The organism is Vibrio sp. HI00D65 (assembly GCF_001635455.1).
Lineage (GTDB): Bacteria > Pseudomonadota > Gammaproteobacteria > Enterobacterales > Vibrionaceae > Vibrio.
This window is the reverse complement of record NZ_LWEH01000364.1, coordinates 124,903-140,608: the sequence shown is the minus strand read 5'-3', so window position 1 is coordinate 140,608 and position 15,706 is coordinate 124,903. Positions and strand designations below refer to the sequence as shown.

At 46.0% G+C, this 15,706-nt stretch carries 12 protein-coding genes; 11 read left to right on the top strand and 1 reads right to left on the bottom strand.

Annotated features, from left to right (window positions below; all coding sequences use genetic code 11):
• Positions 1 to 201 precede the first annotated feature (201 nt).
• The 11 genes from A3712_RS20555 (at position 202) to A3712_RS20505 (ending at position 13,271) form a co-directional block, all read left to right on the top strand.
• The gene (locus A3712_RS20555; RefSeq protein ID WP_063524852.1) at positions 202 to 1,284 is read left to right on the top strand and encodes an ABC transporter substrate-binding protein; all 1,083 of its coding nucleotides are present in this window, start codon (positions 202 to 204) and stop codon (positions 1,282 to 1,284) included.
• Positions 1,285 to 1,317: 33 nt separating this feature from the next.
• The gene (locus A3712_RS20550) at positions 1,318 to 2,181 is read left to right on the top strand and encodes an alkaline phosphatase family protein (protein ID WP_063524851.1); all 864 of its coding nucleotides are present in this window, start codon (positions 1,318 to 1,320) and stop codon (positions 2,179 to 2,181) included.
• Positions 2,178 to 3,071: an ABC transporter permease gene (locus A3712_RS20545; RefSeq protein WP_063524850.1), complete on the top strand. Its 894-nt coding sequence runs from the start codon at positions 2,178 to 2,180 to the stop codon at positions 3,069 to 3,071. The genes A3712_RS20550 and A3712_RS20545 overlap by 4 nt, the downstream gene beginning before the upstream one ends.
• Positions 3,071 to 3,856, top strand: coding sequence for an ABC transporter permease (locus tag A3712_RS20540; protein WP_063524849.1), 786 nt, complete (start codon positions 3,071 to 3,073; stop codon positions 3,854 to 3,856). The genes A3712_RS20545 and A3712_RS20540 overlap by 1 nt, the downstream gene beginning before the upstream one ends.
• Positions 3,856 to 4,875, top strand: a complete 1,020-nt coding sequence (locus tag A3712_RS20535; RefSeq protein WP_063524848.1) for an ABC transporter ATP-binding protein — start codon at positions 3,856 to 3,858, stop codon at positions 4,873 to 4,875. The genes A3712_RS20540 and A3712_RS20535 overlap by 1 nt, the downstream gene beginning before the upstream one ends.
• A 1-nt stretch (position 4,876) precedes the next feature.
• Positions 4,877 to 5,536 (top strand): HAD family hydrolase, encoded by a 660-nt coding sequence (locus A3712_RS20530; RefSeq protein WP_063524847.1) that lies wholly within the window; start codon positions 4,877 to 4,879, stop codon positions 5,534 to 5,536.
• A gap of 379 nt (positions 5,537 to 5,915) precedes the next feature.
• The gene (gene hppD, locus A3712_RS20525; RefSeq protein WP_063524846.1) at positions 5,916 to 6,989 is read left to right on the top strand and encodes a 4-hydroxyphenylpyruvate dioxygenase; all 1,074 of its coding nucleotides are present in this window, start codon (positions 5,916 to 5,918) and stop codon (positions 6,987 to 6,989) included.
• The gene (locus A3712_RS20520) at positions 6,982 to 8,112 is read left to right on the top strand and encodes a homogentisate 1,2-dioxygenase (protein WP_063524845.1); all 1,131 of its coding nucleotides are present in this window, start codon (positions 6,982 to 6,984) and stop codon (positions 8,110 to 8,112) included. The genes hppD and A3712_RS20520 overlap by 8 nt, the downstream gene beginning before the upstream one ends.
• 12 nt (positions 8,113 to 8,124) lie before the next feature.
• Entirely contained in the window at positions 8,125 to 9,168 is a 1,044-nt protein-coding gene (locus A3712_RS20515) for a fumarylacetoacetate hydrolase family protein (RefSeq protein WP_063524844.1), read from the top strand.
• Between the two features lie 48 nt (positions 9,169 to 9,216).
• On the top strand, positions 9,217 to 9,906 hold the full coding sequence (gene maiA, locus A3712_RS20510) for a maleylacetoacetate isomerase (RefSeq protein ID WP_063524843.1): 690 nt from the start codon (positions 9,217 to 9,219) through the stop codon (positions 9,904 to 9,906).
• Between the two features lie 749 nt (positions 9,907 to 10,655).
• Complete coding sequence (locus A3712_RS20505; protein WP_063524842.1) at positions 10,656 to 13,271, top strand: family 20 glycosylhydrolase; 2,616 nt, start codon at positions 10,656 to 10,658, stop codon at positions 13,269 to 13,271.
• Positions 13,272 to 13,711: 440 nt separating this feature from the next.
• On the opposite strand, the gene A3712_RS20500 is transcribed toward A3712_RS20505, so the two are convergent.
• Positions 13,712 to 15,697, bottom strand: coding sequence for an acetoacetate--CoA ligase (locus tag A3712_RS20500; protein ID WP_063524841.1), 1,986 nt, complete (start codon positions 15,695 to 15,697; stop codon positions 13,712 to 13,714).
• Between the last annotated feature and the right edge of the window lie 9 nt (positions 15,698 to 15,706).

Below are 15,706 nucleotides of genomic sequence, written 5' to 3'. Positions count from 1 at the left end.
GTCCATAAGTTCGTGTGTTCAATAAGGTAAACCATGGAGTTAACAGGAATGTGACAGTAAACATAGCCTTACTGTCATATGAGTGAAATATAACTGCCATACAAATGCACCCTAACTGTCAAATAAGTTGCGCGAAAGCGTCACATTCTGGCGATAGCATACAAAACGAACTTACTGACCTAGTCCAGAGGGATAGAGACAATGAAAACCTTGCTTAGCCGTTCAATTGTATCGCCAGCCAAACTGATTGGCGCAACGTTAATAACGGCAACACTTTCAATGCCAGCGATGGCAAAGGATGCTGATCTTGAGTCACTGATTGAAGCCGCTCAAAAAGAGGGTGCGGTTTACAGTGTGGGCATGCCTGACAATTGGGCAAACTGGAAAGGCACATGGGCTGATCTGAAAGCGAACTACGGTTTGAAGCATCAGGATACAGACATGAGCTCAGCACAAGAGATCTCGAAATTTGAAGCAGAGAAAAGAAACGCAACCGCAGATATCGGTGACGTTGGCTTCGCCTTTGCACGTGTTGCGGTGAAGAAAGACGTGACTCAGCCATACAAGCCAAGTACTTGGAATGATATTCCGGACTGGGCGAAAGACAAAGATGGTCACTGGGCTCTTGCTTATACGGGCACTATCTCGTTTATCTCAAACAACAACCTTGTCAAAGACGCACCAAAATCTTGGAGTGACTTATTAGAAGGCGATTACAAAGTCACTGTTGGTGACGTAGGCGTAGCAGCACAAGCAAACAACGCGATTCTAGCTGCAGCATTTGCGAATGGTGGTGATGAGTCGAACCTAAAACCGGCGATTAAATTCTTTGGTGAGCTAGCGAAGCAAGGCCGTCTATCTTACACAGATCCAAGCATTGCGAACCTTGAAAAAGGTGAAGTGGAAGTCGCGATCATGTGGGATTTCAACGCACTGAACTACCGCGACAAGATTGATCGTAAGCGCTTCACTGTCAACATCCCACAAGATGGCTCAGTGATCTCTGGTTACACCACCATCATCAACAAATATGCGAAGAACCCGAATGCGGCGAAGCTGGCTCGTGAATACATCTTCAGCGACCAAGGCCAGATCAACCTAGCAGAAGGTTACGCGCGCCCAATCCGTAGCAACGTTACGCTTCCTCAATCAGTACAAGACAAGCTGATCTCGAACGAGCAATACAGCAACGTTCACCCAGTCACTGACTTCTCAGCATGGGAAAAATCAGCACGTCGTCTGCCGCGTCAATGGCAAGAAAGCGTCTTGATTCATCAGCAATAATCCATATTCAAAACAAGTAACAGAGAATATACCATGAGCAATAAGGTTATCCTTGTTGTTCTAGATGGACTGAATTATCAGGTAGCCCGTGATTGCATGGGCTACCTGAACGGTCTTCTAGAACTGAGCGATCTTCATGAAAAACAGGGCGACTCGCTAAACATGAACACGCAAAAAAACAAGCTGCGTGCCACGCTTTACCCAATGCAGTGTGAGCTGCCGTCCATGTCACGTCCACTGTATGAGTGCATCTTAACCGGAGTTCGCCCCGTTGAGAGTGGCATTGTTAATAACCAAATCGTGCGTTTATCGAATCACGAATCGATTTTTAGTTTGGCTAAATCACAGGGTAAAGTAACGGCCGCTGCGGCGTATCACTGGGTGAGTGAGCTGTATAACCGAGCGCCATTTGATGCGGTGCGTGATCGCTTTACCAACGACGAAACCATGAACATTCAACATGGCTGTTTTTATCACTGGGACCACTACCCAGATGAAGCCTTGTTCTTGGATGCTGAGCATTTGCGTGTCACTCATCAGCCGGACTTCTTGCTGATTCACCCAATGAACATTGACGATATGGGCCACAAGCACGGGTTGGACTCTCGCCAATACCGTAATAGTGCACGTGGCGCCGATATCTACCTATCGAACTACCTTGAGAAATGGGTGGACGAAGGTTATCAGGTGATCATCACCAGTGACCACGGCATGAATAATGACTTATCACACGGTGGCATTCTGCCTGAAGAGCGTGAAGTGCCATTCTTTGTGATTGGCGATAAGTTCACACACCAAGTCTGTTCAGTAAAACAGACTGACATCTGCGGCAGCGTGTGTCAGCTACTCAACCTTGAACACGATAAATCTTACACTCAGGAATTGTTGGCCTTATGAGCAGTTCTGTAATCACGCAGAGCGATGGCTCTGTCCTTAAACCTCAAACCAAATCTTGGTTCAAACGCTTCAAGCCCGCTTTGTGGCTTGCGCCTTTCGCCCTGTTTTTCTATCTGTTCCAACTGGCTCCTATGGTTTGGGTGTTGATCAACAGCTTCTTCTACGACGATGAGCTTTCTTTAGAAAACTACTCTGAAGTCCTCGATTCAGCCTTCATGATGCAGGCCTTTGGTAACAGTTTATGGCTGTCGATTTGGTCGAGTATCTTTGGTTTGGCGATTGCGACTCTGCTCGTTTCTTCATTGCGCCGTGTCGACTCTAAAATCCGCGACGCAGTGATTGCTTTCACTAACATGAGCAGCAATTTCTCTGGTGTGCCTCTGTCGTTCGCCTTTATCATCATCTTAGGCACCAACGGTGCAATCACCTTATTGCTCAAGCAGTACGGATTGCTAGGGGACTTCGACTTGTACGGCAAGTGGGGCTTGTTGGCGATTTACATTTACTTTCAGATCCCATTGGCTGTGTTGTTGCTGTATCCAGCGTTTGATGCCCTTAGCGACGACTGGCAAGCCGCCTCAGCGCTGCTTGGTGCGAAAGCCTGGCAATACTGGACCAAAGTTGCGCTTCCTGTGCTGTCTCCAGCTTTATTTGGCACCTTCATCATTTTGATTGCTAATGCGATTGGCGCCTATGCGAGCGTGTACGCGTTAACCTCGGGTAATTACAACGTGATTACGATTCGAATCGCGAGCTTGGTATCGGGCGACTTGTTCCTAGAGCCAAACCTAGCCGCTGCAATTTCCGTGATTCTGATGGCTATGCTGGCCTTTATCACTGTGATTAACCAATGGCTGATCAACAAAAGCTACGCAGGGAAGAGAAAGTAATGAACACCGTAAATACTCACTTTCATAAAACCGTGGTCTATTCGATCGTTGGCATCATGATGATCCCGATCTTAGCCACCTTCATTTACTCGATCTCGTCACGTTGGGGCGCCACGATCTTGCCTGATGGTTTTACTTTGGATTGGTACATCAACTTGCTGATGGATCTTCGCTTCTTACAAGCCTTTGGTCGTTCACTGTTTATCTGTGTAGCGGCGTTGTCACTGAGTGTGGTTTTGATTCTGCCTGCGATTTTCGTGGTGTTTTATTATTTCCCGAAACTCGACAGGGTCATGAATATCCTGATCTTATTGCCGTTCGCAGTGCCGCCAGTGGTGTCTTCGGTAGGCTTGCTTCAGCTGTATGCCGATAGCGAAATCTCACTGATAGGCACGCCGTGGATTTTGATTGGTACTTACTTCACCATCGCGCTGCCATTCATGTATCGCGCGATTGCCAACAGCTTTGATGCAATCAACTTGCGCGACTTGATGGATGCGGCTCACCTGCTCGGTGCAAGCACTACTAAGGCGTTCTTGTTGATTATTTTGCCAAACCTTAAAAAAGGCTTAATGGCGTCGCTGTTCTTATCGTTCTCGTTCCTACTAGGCGAGTTCGTGTTTGCCAACATCTTGGTTGGTACACGTTACGAGACACTACAAATCTACCTATACAACATGCGTCAAACCAGCGGTCACTTCACGTCAGCCCTTGTGATGACGTACTTCCTGTTTATTTTCTTACTGACTTGGTTGGCAAGTCGTTTCAGCCAAGGAACCAAATAATGAGCTATGTACATGCGAAAAACCTCACCAAGCGTTTTGGTGACAACACAGTTTTTGAAGACATTGAATTCTCTATCGAGAAGGGGGAATTCATCACGTTGCTTGGCCCAAGTGGCTGCGGTAAATCAACGCTGCTGCGAAGTTTAGCAGGCCTAAATCCGGTCGATGGTGGCGAGATTTGGGTGAATGGTGAAGAGATCACTCACCAAGTGCCGCAAGACCGTGGCATCGGCATGGTGTTTCAATCTTATGCTTTGTTCCCGAACATGACGGTTGAGGGCAACATTGCGTTTGGCCTTAAAATGAAAAAGCTTGCTGCTGACGATATAAAGCGCGAAGTCGCGAAAGTGATTGGGCTGGTGGACTTATCGGGCAAAGAGAAGTTCTACCCGCATCAATTATCAGGTGGTCAGCGTCAGCGTGTGGCTTTAGCCAGAGCCTTGGTGGTCAAGCCGCGTATTTTATTGCTTGATGAACCACTTTCAGCGCTGGATGCGAAGATCCGTAAACATCTGCGCCAGCAGATCCGAGATATTCAAAAAGAGATGAACCTAACCACCATCTTCGTGACTCACGATCAAGAAGAAGCGATGATCATGTCTGACCGTATCTTCCTGATGAATAAAGGTGAGATCGTCCAAGCCGGTACACCTGAAGAGATCTACACTCAACCAGCTGATGAGTTTGTGGCAGGGTTTATGGGACACTACAACTTGGTACAAGCGAACAAGGCTAAGCAGCTGTTTAATATTGAAACCGAGTGGAAGGTGGCGATTCGACCTGAATCTATCTACGTTAAAGAGCAAGGTCGACAATATGGCGAACATATCTCTGCGCCGAAAACCGGCACTATTCGTAACCACCAGCTGTTGGGCAACGTGATTCGCTACCAAGTGGATGTTGATGAATGCGAGCTGACGGTCGACCTGCTTAACCGTTCTTCAGAACGTCTATTGGCAAATGGCAGCCAACTTGAACTGCTGTTTAACCTTAACGAAATTCAACCAGTGAGAGCCTAAGATGTTCAAACCTTTGTATGTATTCGATATGGATGAAACGCTGATCAATGCCGATGCAGCGATGCTTTGGAATGAATTCTTGGTTGAAAAGGGCATTGCTAAAGCACCGAACTTTATTGAAGAAGACCAACGCTTAATGGGCTTATATTCGGAAGGTAGGCTGAACATGGAAGACTACCTTGCGTTTGCTATGGAGCCACTGGCTGACATGCCAACTGAGCAAGTCAGCGCTTTGGTGGAAGAGTGTGTGGAGCAGTGTATTTTACCTAAGCAGTTCAAACAGTCGAAACCATTGATAGAGCAGCTTGCGCGGGACGATATTGACATGTTGATCATCTCGGCGAGCGTCACTTTTTTAGTAGAAGCTGTGGGCCGTAAGATTGGTATCGAGAATGCACTCGGTATCGATTTGGTCGAAAACCAAGGCCGTTTTACTTCTCAAATATTAGGTGTGCCGAGTTACCGAGAAGGTAAGGTCACCCGTTTGAAAGAGTGGTTAGACAATCAAGAAACTAACTATTCAGACATTCACTTTTATACTGATTCAATCAATGACTTACCTTTGTGTGAACACGCTGATTTTGCGTATTTAGTGAACCCATGCCCGCGTTTGAAAGCACTGGCCGAGCAACCGAATTGGTCGATTCTCAACTGGGATTAACGCGAACCCTATATTCGAATTAGCTTCGTTTTAGAACTTATCAAGCCGCTGACTACAGCGGCTTTTTTGCCACATCAGTCTAAGGTTCGACTTATCACCTTAGCTCATAAAAGCTTTAATGTAACAATTCAATAACATCTCTTGCTTGCCTGTAAATCAAACCACCATATTTCAACCCCTTGATAGTGCTCACTTTCTTGTGATTAGAGTTTGTGTGTAACAAATATTTTACAAATTGATGGGGTTTTAGCGTGATTGTCCATTTCTCTCCATCCATTCCAATCTGTCGGCTTGTGGGCCAAATTTAATTAGGGACAAAAACAAACAATCATTTCATAAAAAACGTAACACAAAACCGATAGGTACAAGGAGAAAGTTCATGGTGGAGTCATACAACCCGCTTGGCACGGATGGATTCGAGTTTGTTGAATACACAGCTGTCGACCACAAGGGAATTGAGCAACTTAAAGCGCTGTTTGTGTCACTTGGTTTTGCCGAGATCGCTAAGCACCGTTCAAAAGAGGCTTGGCTTTATCGACAAGGTGACATCAACTTTATCGTCAATGAACAACCACACAGCCAAGCTGAAGCGTTCGCTAAAGTTCACGGCCCATCGGTGTGTGGCATGGCGTTTCGTGTTAACGATGCAACCACGGCAATGACGCAGGCGTCTAACTGTGGTGGTGAAGAGTACAAAACAGAAATCGGGCCAATGGAGCTAAGCATTCCTGCTATTTACGGTATCGGTGAAAGTCTGCTTTATTTCGTAGACCGTTACGGCAAGCAGAGCATCTATGATGTTGATTTCCGATTCTATGATGATGCGGAAGAGCGCATGGCGAAAGCTGATGTAGGCCTCTACGAGATCGACCACCTTACGCACAACGTGAAACAAGGCAATATGGACCTGTGGTCGGGTTTTTATGAGCGTATCGGTAACTTCCGCGAGATTCGTTACTTTGATATCGAAGGTAAGCTGACAGGCCTTGTGAGCCGCGCAATGACCTCCCCATGTGGCAAAATCCGCATCCCTATCAATGAGTCTTCAGATGATAAATCACAAATTGAAGAGTTCATCCGCGAATACAACGGTGAAGGCATTCAACACATCGCACTCGCTACAGATGATATCTACAAAACAGTGAAAACTCTGCGTGATCGCGGCATGGACTTTATGCCAACCCCAGATACCTACTACGAGAAAGTTGATGAGCGCGTTAAAGGCCATGGTGAAGACACTGATCTGCTGCGTGAGCTGCGTGTTCTGATTGATGGTGCACCGACTAAAGACGGCATCTTACTGCAAATTTTCACACAGACGGTTATTGGACCTGTGTTCTTTGAAATCATTCAGCGTAAAGGCAATGAAGGCTTTGGTGAAGGCAACTTTAAGGCGCTGTTTGAATCGATCGAAGAGGACCAGATTCGTCGAGGAGTATTAGACGATGCATAAATGGATCTCGTTTCCTCATCGGGAGGGAGTGTGCTCTAAACAAGCGCATGCCGACTTCCCCGAAGAGGCTATCTATGAGCGAGAGGCGGGCCGAAGTGGTTTCTTCGGCCCTGCCGCTCACTTCCATCACCAACATGCGCCAACAGGTTGGTCGGAGTGGGAGGGCGACTTACGCCCTCGCGCTTTTGATTTTACGCTGGTGGAAAAAGCCAGCCAGATAACCCCTTGGGCTGTGCCTCACCTTTTGCACAATGCGGACTGCAAAATTCGCGTATGGCGTATGGTTGAGGAGATGGATTTCTTGGTACGTAACTCCGATGGCGATGAGCTACTGTTCATTCACCAAGGCAGCGCTGATCTCTATTGCGATTATGGTCATTTAGAGGTGAGTGAAGGGGATTACGTGATGATCCCGCGCTCGACTAATTGGCGCTTGGAGCCAAGCGAACCAATGTTTATCCTGATGATTGAGAACACCGACGCCGCTTACTCCTTGCCGGAGAAGGGCATGGTCGGCAATCACGCAGTGTTTGATCCGGCGGTTCTTGAAATTCCATCGATCAACGATCAATTCCGCGCTCAGTATTCAGAAGATCAAACTCAAGTTCAGGTTAAACGCCATGACAAAGTCAGCGTGATCACTTATCCGTTCAATCCTTTAGACGCGATTGGCTGGCATGGTGATTTGGCTGTGGTGAAAGTGAACTGGCGCGATATCAGACCGCTGATGTCACATCGCTACCACTTGCCACCGTCTGCGCATACCACGTTTGTTGGCGCGGGCTTTGTGGTGTGTACCTTTGTGCCGCGTCCGATTGAGAGCGACCCCGGTGCGCTGAAAGTGCCGTTTTACCACAACAATGATGATTACGACGAAGTGCTTTTCTATCACGCTGGAGACTTTTTCAGTCGCGACAATATTGAAGCGGGCATGGTGACTTTCCACCCAGCGGGCTTCACTCATGGGCCTCACCCGAAAGCTTTTAAGGCTGGGCAAGCGTATAAGAAAAAGTTCACCGACGAAGTCGCGGTAATGATCGATACCCGCCATGCATTGCAGTTCTCTGACGAGCTCGATAGCGTTGAGAACAAAGAATATGTCTACAGTTGGCAAGAGAAGTAAGGGGCAACAAGGATGAAATTAGCAACCAAGAAAAATGGTACTCGTGATGGTCTGTTGATGGTCGTGAGTAGAGATCTCAAACAGTGTGTGCCAGCGACGGAAATTTTCCACGCGATGCATCTGGCGCCAACCATGCAAGTTGCTCTGGATAACTGGGACAGCGTTGCACCTCAGTTAGAGGAGCTATACACCTCGCTCAACATTGGTCATGTGACGGGCAGTGAAGTTTTTGCGCCTCAATATTGTGAATCGCCTCTGCCACGTGCTTATCAATGGGCGGATGGCAGCGCGTATGTAAACCACGTTGAGCTGGTGCGTAAGGCTCGTGGTGCTGAAATGCCAGAAAGCTTCTGGGTTGACCCGCTTATGTATCAAGGTGGTTCAGATGCGTTTATTGGTCCACGTGACAATATTGAATTTGCCAGTGACGAATGGGGTATCGATTTCGAGGGTGAAGTTGCGGTTATCACCGGAGATGTGCCAATGGGAGTCAGTGCCAAGAAGGCGCACGATTCGATTCGTCTGCTAATGTTGGTGAATGATGTGTCGCTGCGTGGTTTGATTCCGGCTGAGCTCGCCAAGGGCTTTGGTTTCTTCCAGTCCAAGCCTTCTTCAGCGTTCTCTCCAGTTGCCGTCACGCCCGACGAGCTTGGTGAACAGTGGAAAGGGAGTAAGGTTCACCTGCCACTGACTTCAACCTACAACGACACACCTTTTGGTTGCCCGAATGCTGGTGTGGACATGACCTTCAATTTCGCGGAGCTGATTGTCCATGCTGCGAAGACTCGTCCACTGTCGGCTGGCGCGATCATTGGCTCTGGCACGGTATCGAATAAGCAAGACACTGACCATGGCACCTCGATTGCAGAAGGCGGTGTGGGCTACTCGTGTATTGCTGAAGTACGCATGATAGAGACAATTCGTGATGGTAAGCCGTCGACTCAATTCATGTCGTTTGGTGATTCGATTCGTCTAGAGATGTTCGATGCCGCTGGTGACTCGATCTTTGGCGCGATTGACCAAAAAGTCAGTCAATATCGACCACGCAAGGGATAGCGACAAGAGTAAAGCGACAGAGAGGAATAGTATGGACAAGGGCTCTTTATGAACAAGAAGATCACTCTCTATAGTTATTGGCGCTCTTCGGCAGCCTATCGAGTGCGTATTGGGTTGAACCTCAAGCAACTTAGCTATGAGTTGAAATTGGTGCATTTGGTGCGTAATGGCGGCGAGCAGCATGATCCACAATATCGCGAGATCAATGCCAGTGAATTAGTGCCTGTGCTGGTGGATGGTGACGTTCAACTCAATCAGTCGCTGACGATTTTACAATACTTGGATGAAAGCTATTTGTGTGAGAGCAGTCCTGACACCTTGTTGATCCCTGAGCAAAAACCACTGCGTTACCAAGCATTGGCGATGGCTCAGGATATTGCGATGGAGATTCACCCTCTGAACAATCTGCGTGTGCTGCAGTATTTGGAGCGAGAATTATCGTGCGAACAAGAAGCGAAAATGGATTGGCTTCATCATTGGATGAGCCAGGGTTTCCATGCTTTAGAAGAGAAGCTGGCGAAGCACAAAAAAGCGCACGGCGACTCGGTGTATAGTCTCACGGATTCACCTTGTATCGTTGATATTTGTTTAGTGCCGCAAGTCTATAATGCCTTACGCTTTGGTCTTGATATGTCGCCTTATCCGCTGATTAACTCGATTGTTGCAGCGTGTAACCAGTTGCCTGCGTTCATTGATGCGATGCCAGAGAATCAGGCGGATGCGACTTTACTCTTATAAACTGAAACCGCAAGTTTAGCCCCAAATTAAAACTGATTGGGTTTAGATTATTGAGGGGATCATGACCGAGTCGCGATTATTCGGTCATGATACATAGGACTAGTTTGTGCTACTGTCTAAGCTTATTTCTATGTAGGCTCAAGACAACATGAAGGAATCTTTATCTTAATATGTAGCCGAACTTTTTGCTTCCATAAAAATCAAGCACTTTTATCTATTTCGGTAAAACAGCATTATTATTTCGCACTATTTATCTAGTATGTTAATCACTTTTTAATACTCATCGATTAGATTGAACCTATTGGAATGATGTTAATTCCTACTGGCAACTTTTTGTTCGGAGTCTGGATGTTGAGCGGTGTTTATGAATTTTTTATAGGGATACGTATTACCCTTCCTGAAATATAGCTATCGTTGCTCTCCCTAATCCTGACTGTATAAATATTTCTTTTCGCTTGTTTCCTGCGTTAATGATTGTTATTTGTTAATAATATGTTAGGTGGGTTTGTTAACTTTTAAAGAGTAACTTCGCATTAGTGCCTTTACTTATTTTTATATTTAATTGTGCAGAACATATGTTTGATTTTTTTCATGAGTAGTTGGTATTGCTTTGCGGCAAATAGGATTCATGAGCTTTATATAATTAAAGATATTATTTTTTCGAGTCGGTACACGCTATTTACAAAAATTGCTTTTAACCTGCAATTTGCAGTGTAGTGTTTTTATACTTTTTTTGTTAGGTAAATTATATGAAGTATAAACTGTCACTTTTAGCGTTATCGGTTTTAACAGGCTGTGCATCTATCCAGGGGGGGGAGAGTATAACTCAAGCTGATGTCGACTATGCGGCCGGCAATATAATGATCAAGCCAGCACTAGTTAATAATCAGCCAAACGATTGTCCAGACGAGGCTCCGTGGGGGGCTTGTTTCAGACAATCTTTTGAGATTACTAATACTGGTGACAAGAACCTTCACGGTGATATTGAAATTTACTTTGGTAGTTTATTCTCAATGCTGTCCGAAAGCTCCCTTGAGTTCGATGTGGAGCATATTAATGGTGATTTGCATCGTATAACGATGACTGATGCCTTTGACGGTTTGGCACCAGGCGAGACGAAATCGTTCACGGTTGATTTCCCTTCTTGGATAGTCAGTGATACTGATTTTTTCCCAAATTATTACGTGGCGCACGGTGATCTTGAGGCGAAGGTGATTGCTAATACGGTCCCTGTTCAGGTTAATGGTCGTGAAGACATTAGCGCTTTTTCTCAAGGTATTCTCCCAACAGAAAATCAGATGAAGCGAACAGCTGGTGACACAGTTGTGAATCCTACTGCTTTGACACGTTTCGATCTAAATGTTGATACTCCTGATACAGGGTTAAGGAGTGTAGATGCCCTAATTTTGCCAACTCCAACATTCATTAAAGAATTAGATGACCGAGTTTTAATAGCTAATGGTATTGTGATCAACCCTATCGATAATGCGCTGCCTTCTGAGCAGGTTTCAGTTTTGAATGCTAACTTTGAACGCCTAAATGTCTCTTCTTCAGGTGAACTGCTGGTTAATGTATCTGTTAAGCCTGAACCTGGTAAAATGCCTGGTTCTTATCTCATGAATGTTAATGCTGATAGGGTAGAGATTGTAGGTGTCGATAAAGAGGGCGCTTTTAATGCAGTACAGTCCCTAATCTCGCTTATTACTCCTGGTCAAGATACTATTCCGGCTGTGTCAATTGTGGACGAGCCTCGTTATGATTTCCGTTCTGTGCATTTGGATGTCTCACGGAATTTTCATTCAAAGGAGCTTGTTTTTAAGCTGCTCGATCGAATGTCTGCTTATAAATTAAACAAGTTTCATTTCCATTTGTCTGACGATGAAGGTTGGCGTTTAGAGATCAAAGATATCCCGGAACTAACGGATATTGGATCTAATAGGTGTCATGATCTTAAAGAAAAAACTTGTCTATTGCCACAGCTAGCTTCTGGACCTGACGTGTCAACAAGTGGATCTGGTTACTATACTCGTGATGATTATATTGAAATCCTTCAATACGCTAAGTCACGAAATATCGAGGTGATACCCTCCATGGATATGCCAGGTCACTCGCGTGCTGCAATTAAGTCAATGGAAGCTCGCTACGACAAATACATGGCTGAAGGTGATACCGTTAAAGCTGAAATGTACTTGCTCACTGATCTTAATGATACTACAGAGTACCGATCTGTACAGAACTATAACGACAACACTATTAACCCCTGCATAGAATCCAGTTATGCTTTCATAGACAAAGTGATTTTTGAGATTAAGAATCTTCACGCCGAAGCAGGCGTACCACTGGTTGATTATCACGTAGGTGCTGATGAAACTGCAGGTGCGTGGCTTGACTCCCCCGTTTGTCGTAAATTGTTCATTGACCCAAACAGTGGGATTGCAAACTTTGATGATCTTGGTAAGCACTTTATTGAGCGAATTTCTCATATTGTTGATCGTCATGGTTTGACCCTTGGCGCTTGGAATGATGGGTTAAACCATGGTGGAATCATGGACCCAACCACACTTGCTGGTGAGGATACTAAAGCTTGGGTTTGGTCAAACCTATTCTGGGGTGGTGCTGGCTCTTATGATGCATATGCCACAGCTGGTTATGATGTTGTAGTGTCACTGCCAGATACATTGTATTTGGATATGCCTTACGAGGCTGATCCTAAAGAGCGTGGTTATTACTGGGCTACTCGAGAAAACAGCAGTCGAGAAATTTTCAATTTTATGCCTGACAATATTCCTGCGAACATAGAAACGACAGCAGACCGTATGGGGGCTCAGATATCTCATGTCTCTGGACCAAAAACTAAAGAGTTTAAAGGGATTCAAAGTAGTATCTGGTCTGAAACAATTAGAACTGATGCGCAGGTAGAATACATGGCATTCCCACGTCTGTTGGCGACAGCTGAAAGAGCATGGCATGAAGCGAGCTGGGAGCCCGAACATAAAGAAGGAGTTATGTACAAGACCAATACTCTTGAACATAAAGGTAAGGGTACTAATCATCTAGAGAGTAATATTAGGCAACGCGATTTGGAGTGGATTGTTTACGCAAATAAGGTTGGCTACAAAGAGCTTCCAAAACTTGACCTTGCAGGGATTCTATATCGACTTCCTGTTCCGGGAGGTATGATTGATGGTGGTGTTCTTTCGGCAAATTCGACTTACCCAGGATTAACGATTGAGTATTCGGTTGATGATGGCCATGTTTGGCTAGAGTACGATGATTCAAATAAACCAAAAGTTTCGGGTGATGTTCGCATTCGTACTATATCGACTACAGGTCGTGCCGGCCGTGACGTTCTGGTGGAGTTCTAGTTGTTTTGTTGTGTAATTCAATGGAACTAAGTTAAGAAACTACAATCTGATCATTTACGTTTGTTACCTCTTGGCCTGTATGTCTAGCCCCCCTTTTGATTGGAGGCGTCAAATAGTGCATGCAGGCCCCAAGACGTTTTTTTACTCTCACCACTCGTTTACTAATGTATGCGTATTATGTTTGCCAAAGTAAATTGCAATGGTACTGTAGCGAGCTGTTTTAGTTGAGTCTTGCGCCTATTCTCACTGGAGCCTGGGTTAGGAGCTACAGACGTGAAGCGCAAGTCGACAGAACTAGACAGCCAGATGTCTGTTGGAGCACTCTTAGCCTAGAGATAGGAAATGGGTAAGTCTTGATTGTAATTGCTAGGATATTATAAGGAAAAGAGCCCACTACGTCGTCTTTCGTAGAGGGCTTTTTACATTTCAAGAGGTAAACGTTAAACCGAAATCACACGCTTGATCTCATCGAGCACATCTGCATTGGCCATCGCGCCGATGTTCTCAACGGGTTTGCCATTTACCACCTGTTTTACCGCCAGCTCAACTAGTTTTCCTGAGCGTGTTTTTGGCACGTCACTGATAGTAAAAATTTGGCTCGGTACATGCCTTGGTGAACACGAGGATTTGAGCTTGTGCTTAATGGCGGCTAATAACGTTTCATTGAGAACCACGCCTTGCTGAAGTTGAACGAACAACCAAATTTGCTCATTGCGGTCGATATCTTTACCGACGGCAATGGAATCTATGATGCCCTCAATAGTGTTCACTTGTTGGTAGATCTCAGCAGTCCCAATACGCACCCCTCCAGGGTTGAGCGTAGTGTCACCTCGCCCGTAGAACAGATAACCGCCATACGCGCTCTGTGCGACTTCGTCACCGTGATGCCATACGTTTTCGAACCTGTCCCAATAAGTGCTGTGATAGCGCTCTCCTGTGTCATTCCAGAAGCCAACAGGGAAGTTTGGGAGAGAATTCGTGCACACCAGTTCACCACGTTCGTGATCGACTTTATGGCCCGTTGAATTGAACACCTTAATGTCGACGCCAAGCCCTGCCTGTTGGCATTCGCCGCGATACACCGGCGAGATAGGATTACCTAACACAAAGCATCCGCAAATATCTGTGCCGCCAGAGATAGACGCCAAATGTAGATCTTGTTTGATGTGTTTGTAAACGTAATCAAATTGCTCTGGGTAAAGTACAGACCCCGTTGAGCACAGTGTTCTTAAATAAGGTAGAGAGTGACTGTCGATAGGTGAGAGATCTGCCTTCTCAATCGCTTCTAAATACTTGGCCGATGTACCAAACAGCGACACTTCGGCGCGCTGTGCCAAGTCCCATAGCACATTGGGTTGCGGGTAAACAGGGCTGCCATCAAAGATCACCAAACAAGCACCGCTGGCAAGCGCAGAAACATGCCAGTTCCACATCATCCAACCACAGGTGGTGTAGTAAAAAACGCGATCGTTCGGCTTAACATCGCTGTGCAGCTGATGCTCTTTTAGGTGATTGATGATGGTGCCGCCAACAGAATGCACTATGCACTTTGGCTTACCTGTGGTTCCAGAAGAGTAGAGCACAAACAGCGGATCATTGAAGCCTATACGCACAAATCGAACAGGTTGCGACTGGTAATGATTGATGATGTTGTTCCAGCTTTGCAGCGACACGTCGTACTCAAAATCGTTCTTTTTTAAATAGCCGATCTGACACACTTGTTTTAGCTCGCTGAGATGCTCAATGATGGCGCTGTTCTTGTCAGCCATATCAAATGTTTTACCATTGAAGGTGTAACCATCGCAGGTGAATAGCACCTTGGGTTTAACTTGGCCAAACCGCTCAATAACACTCTCAATGCCAAAATCAGGCGAGGTTGACGTCCAAATCGCTCCTAAGCTGGTGGTCGCGAGCATGGCTATTAAGGTTTGTGGCAGGTAGGGCGTATACGCAGCAACCACATCCCCTCGTCCCACGCCGCTATCAACAAGCCATTGCTGAGTGCTAGAAACAGCCTCACATAGGGTTTTCCATGTGTAGCTCTGCTGCTCACCACGCTCATTCTCAAACCAGATCGCCTGCTCGTCAGGCATGGTTTGCGCCAAGCGCAGCAAGTTCTCGGCATAGTTTACTTGCGCATTCGGAAACCAAATTGCATCACGATTCGATTTGGGCTGCTGCCAGCGGCTCTCACCTTGAGTTTGGATTTCACCCCCTTGCGAGCCAACCACTCCACAAAAATGCCACACGTTTTGCCAAAACGACTCTGGTTGATCCACAGACCATTGATGTAGCTCGGTGTAGCTTTTTATACCTCTATCTAGATGTAATTCAGACAGATCAAGGTTGTCGATAAATCGGGTTAAGTTGGCATCAGCGATACGCTGCTCACTTGGCTGCCAAACTGGCTTGTTGCTTTCGTACATTCCTTTACC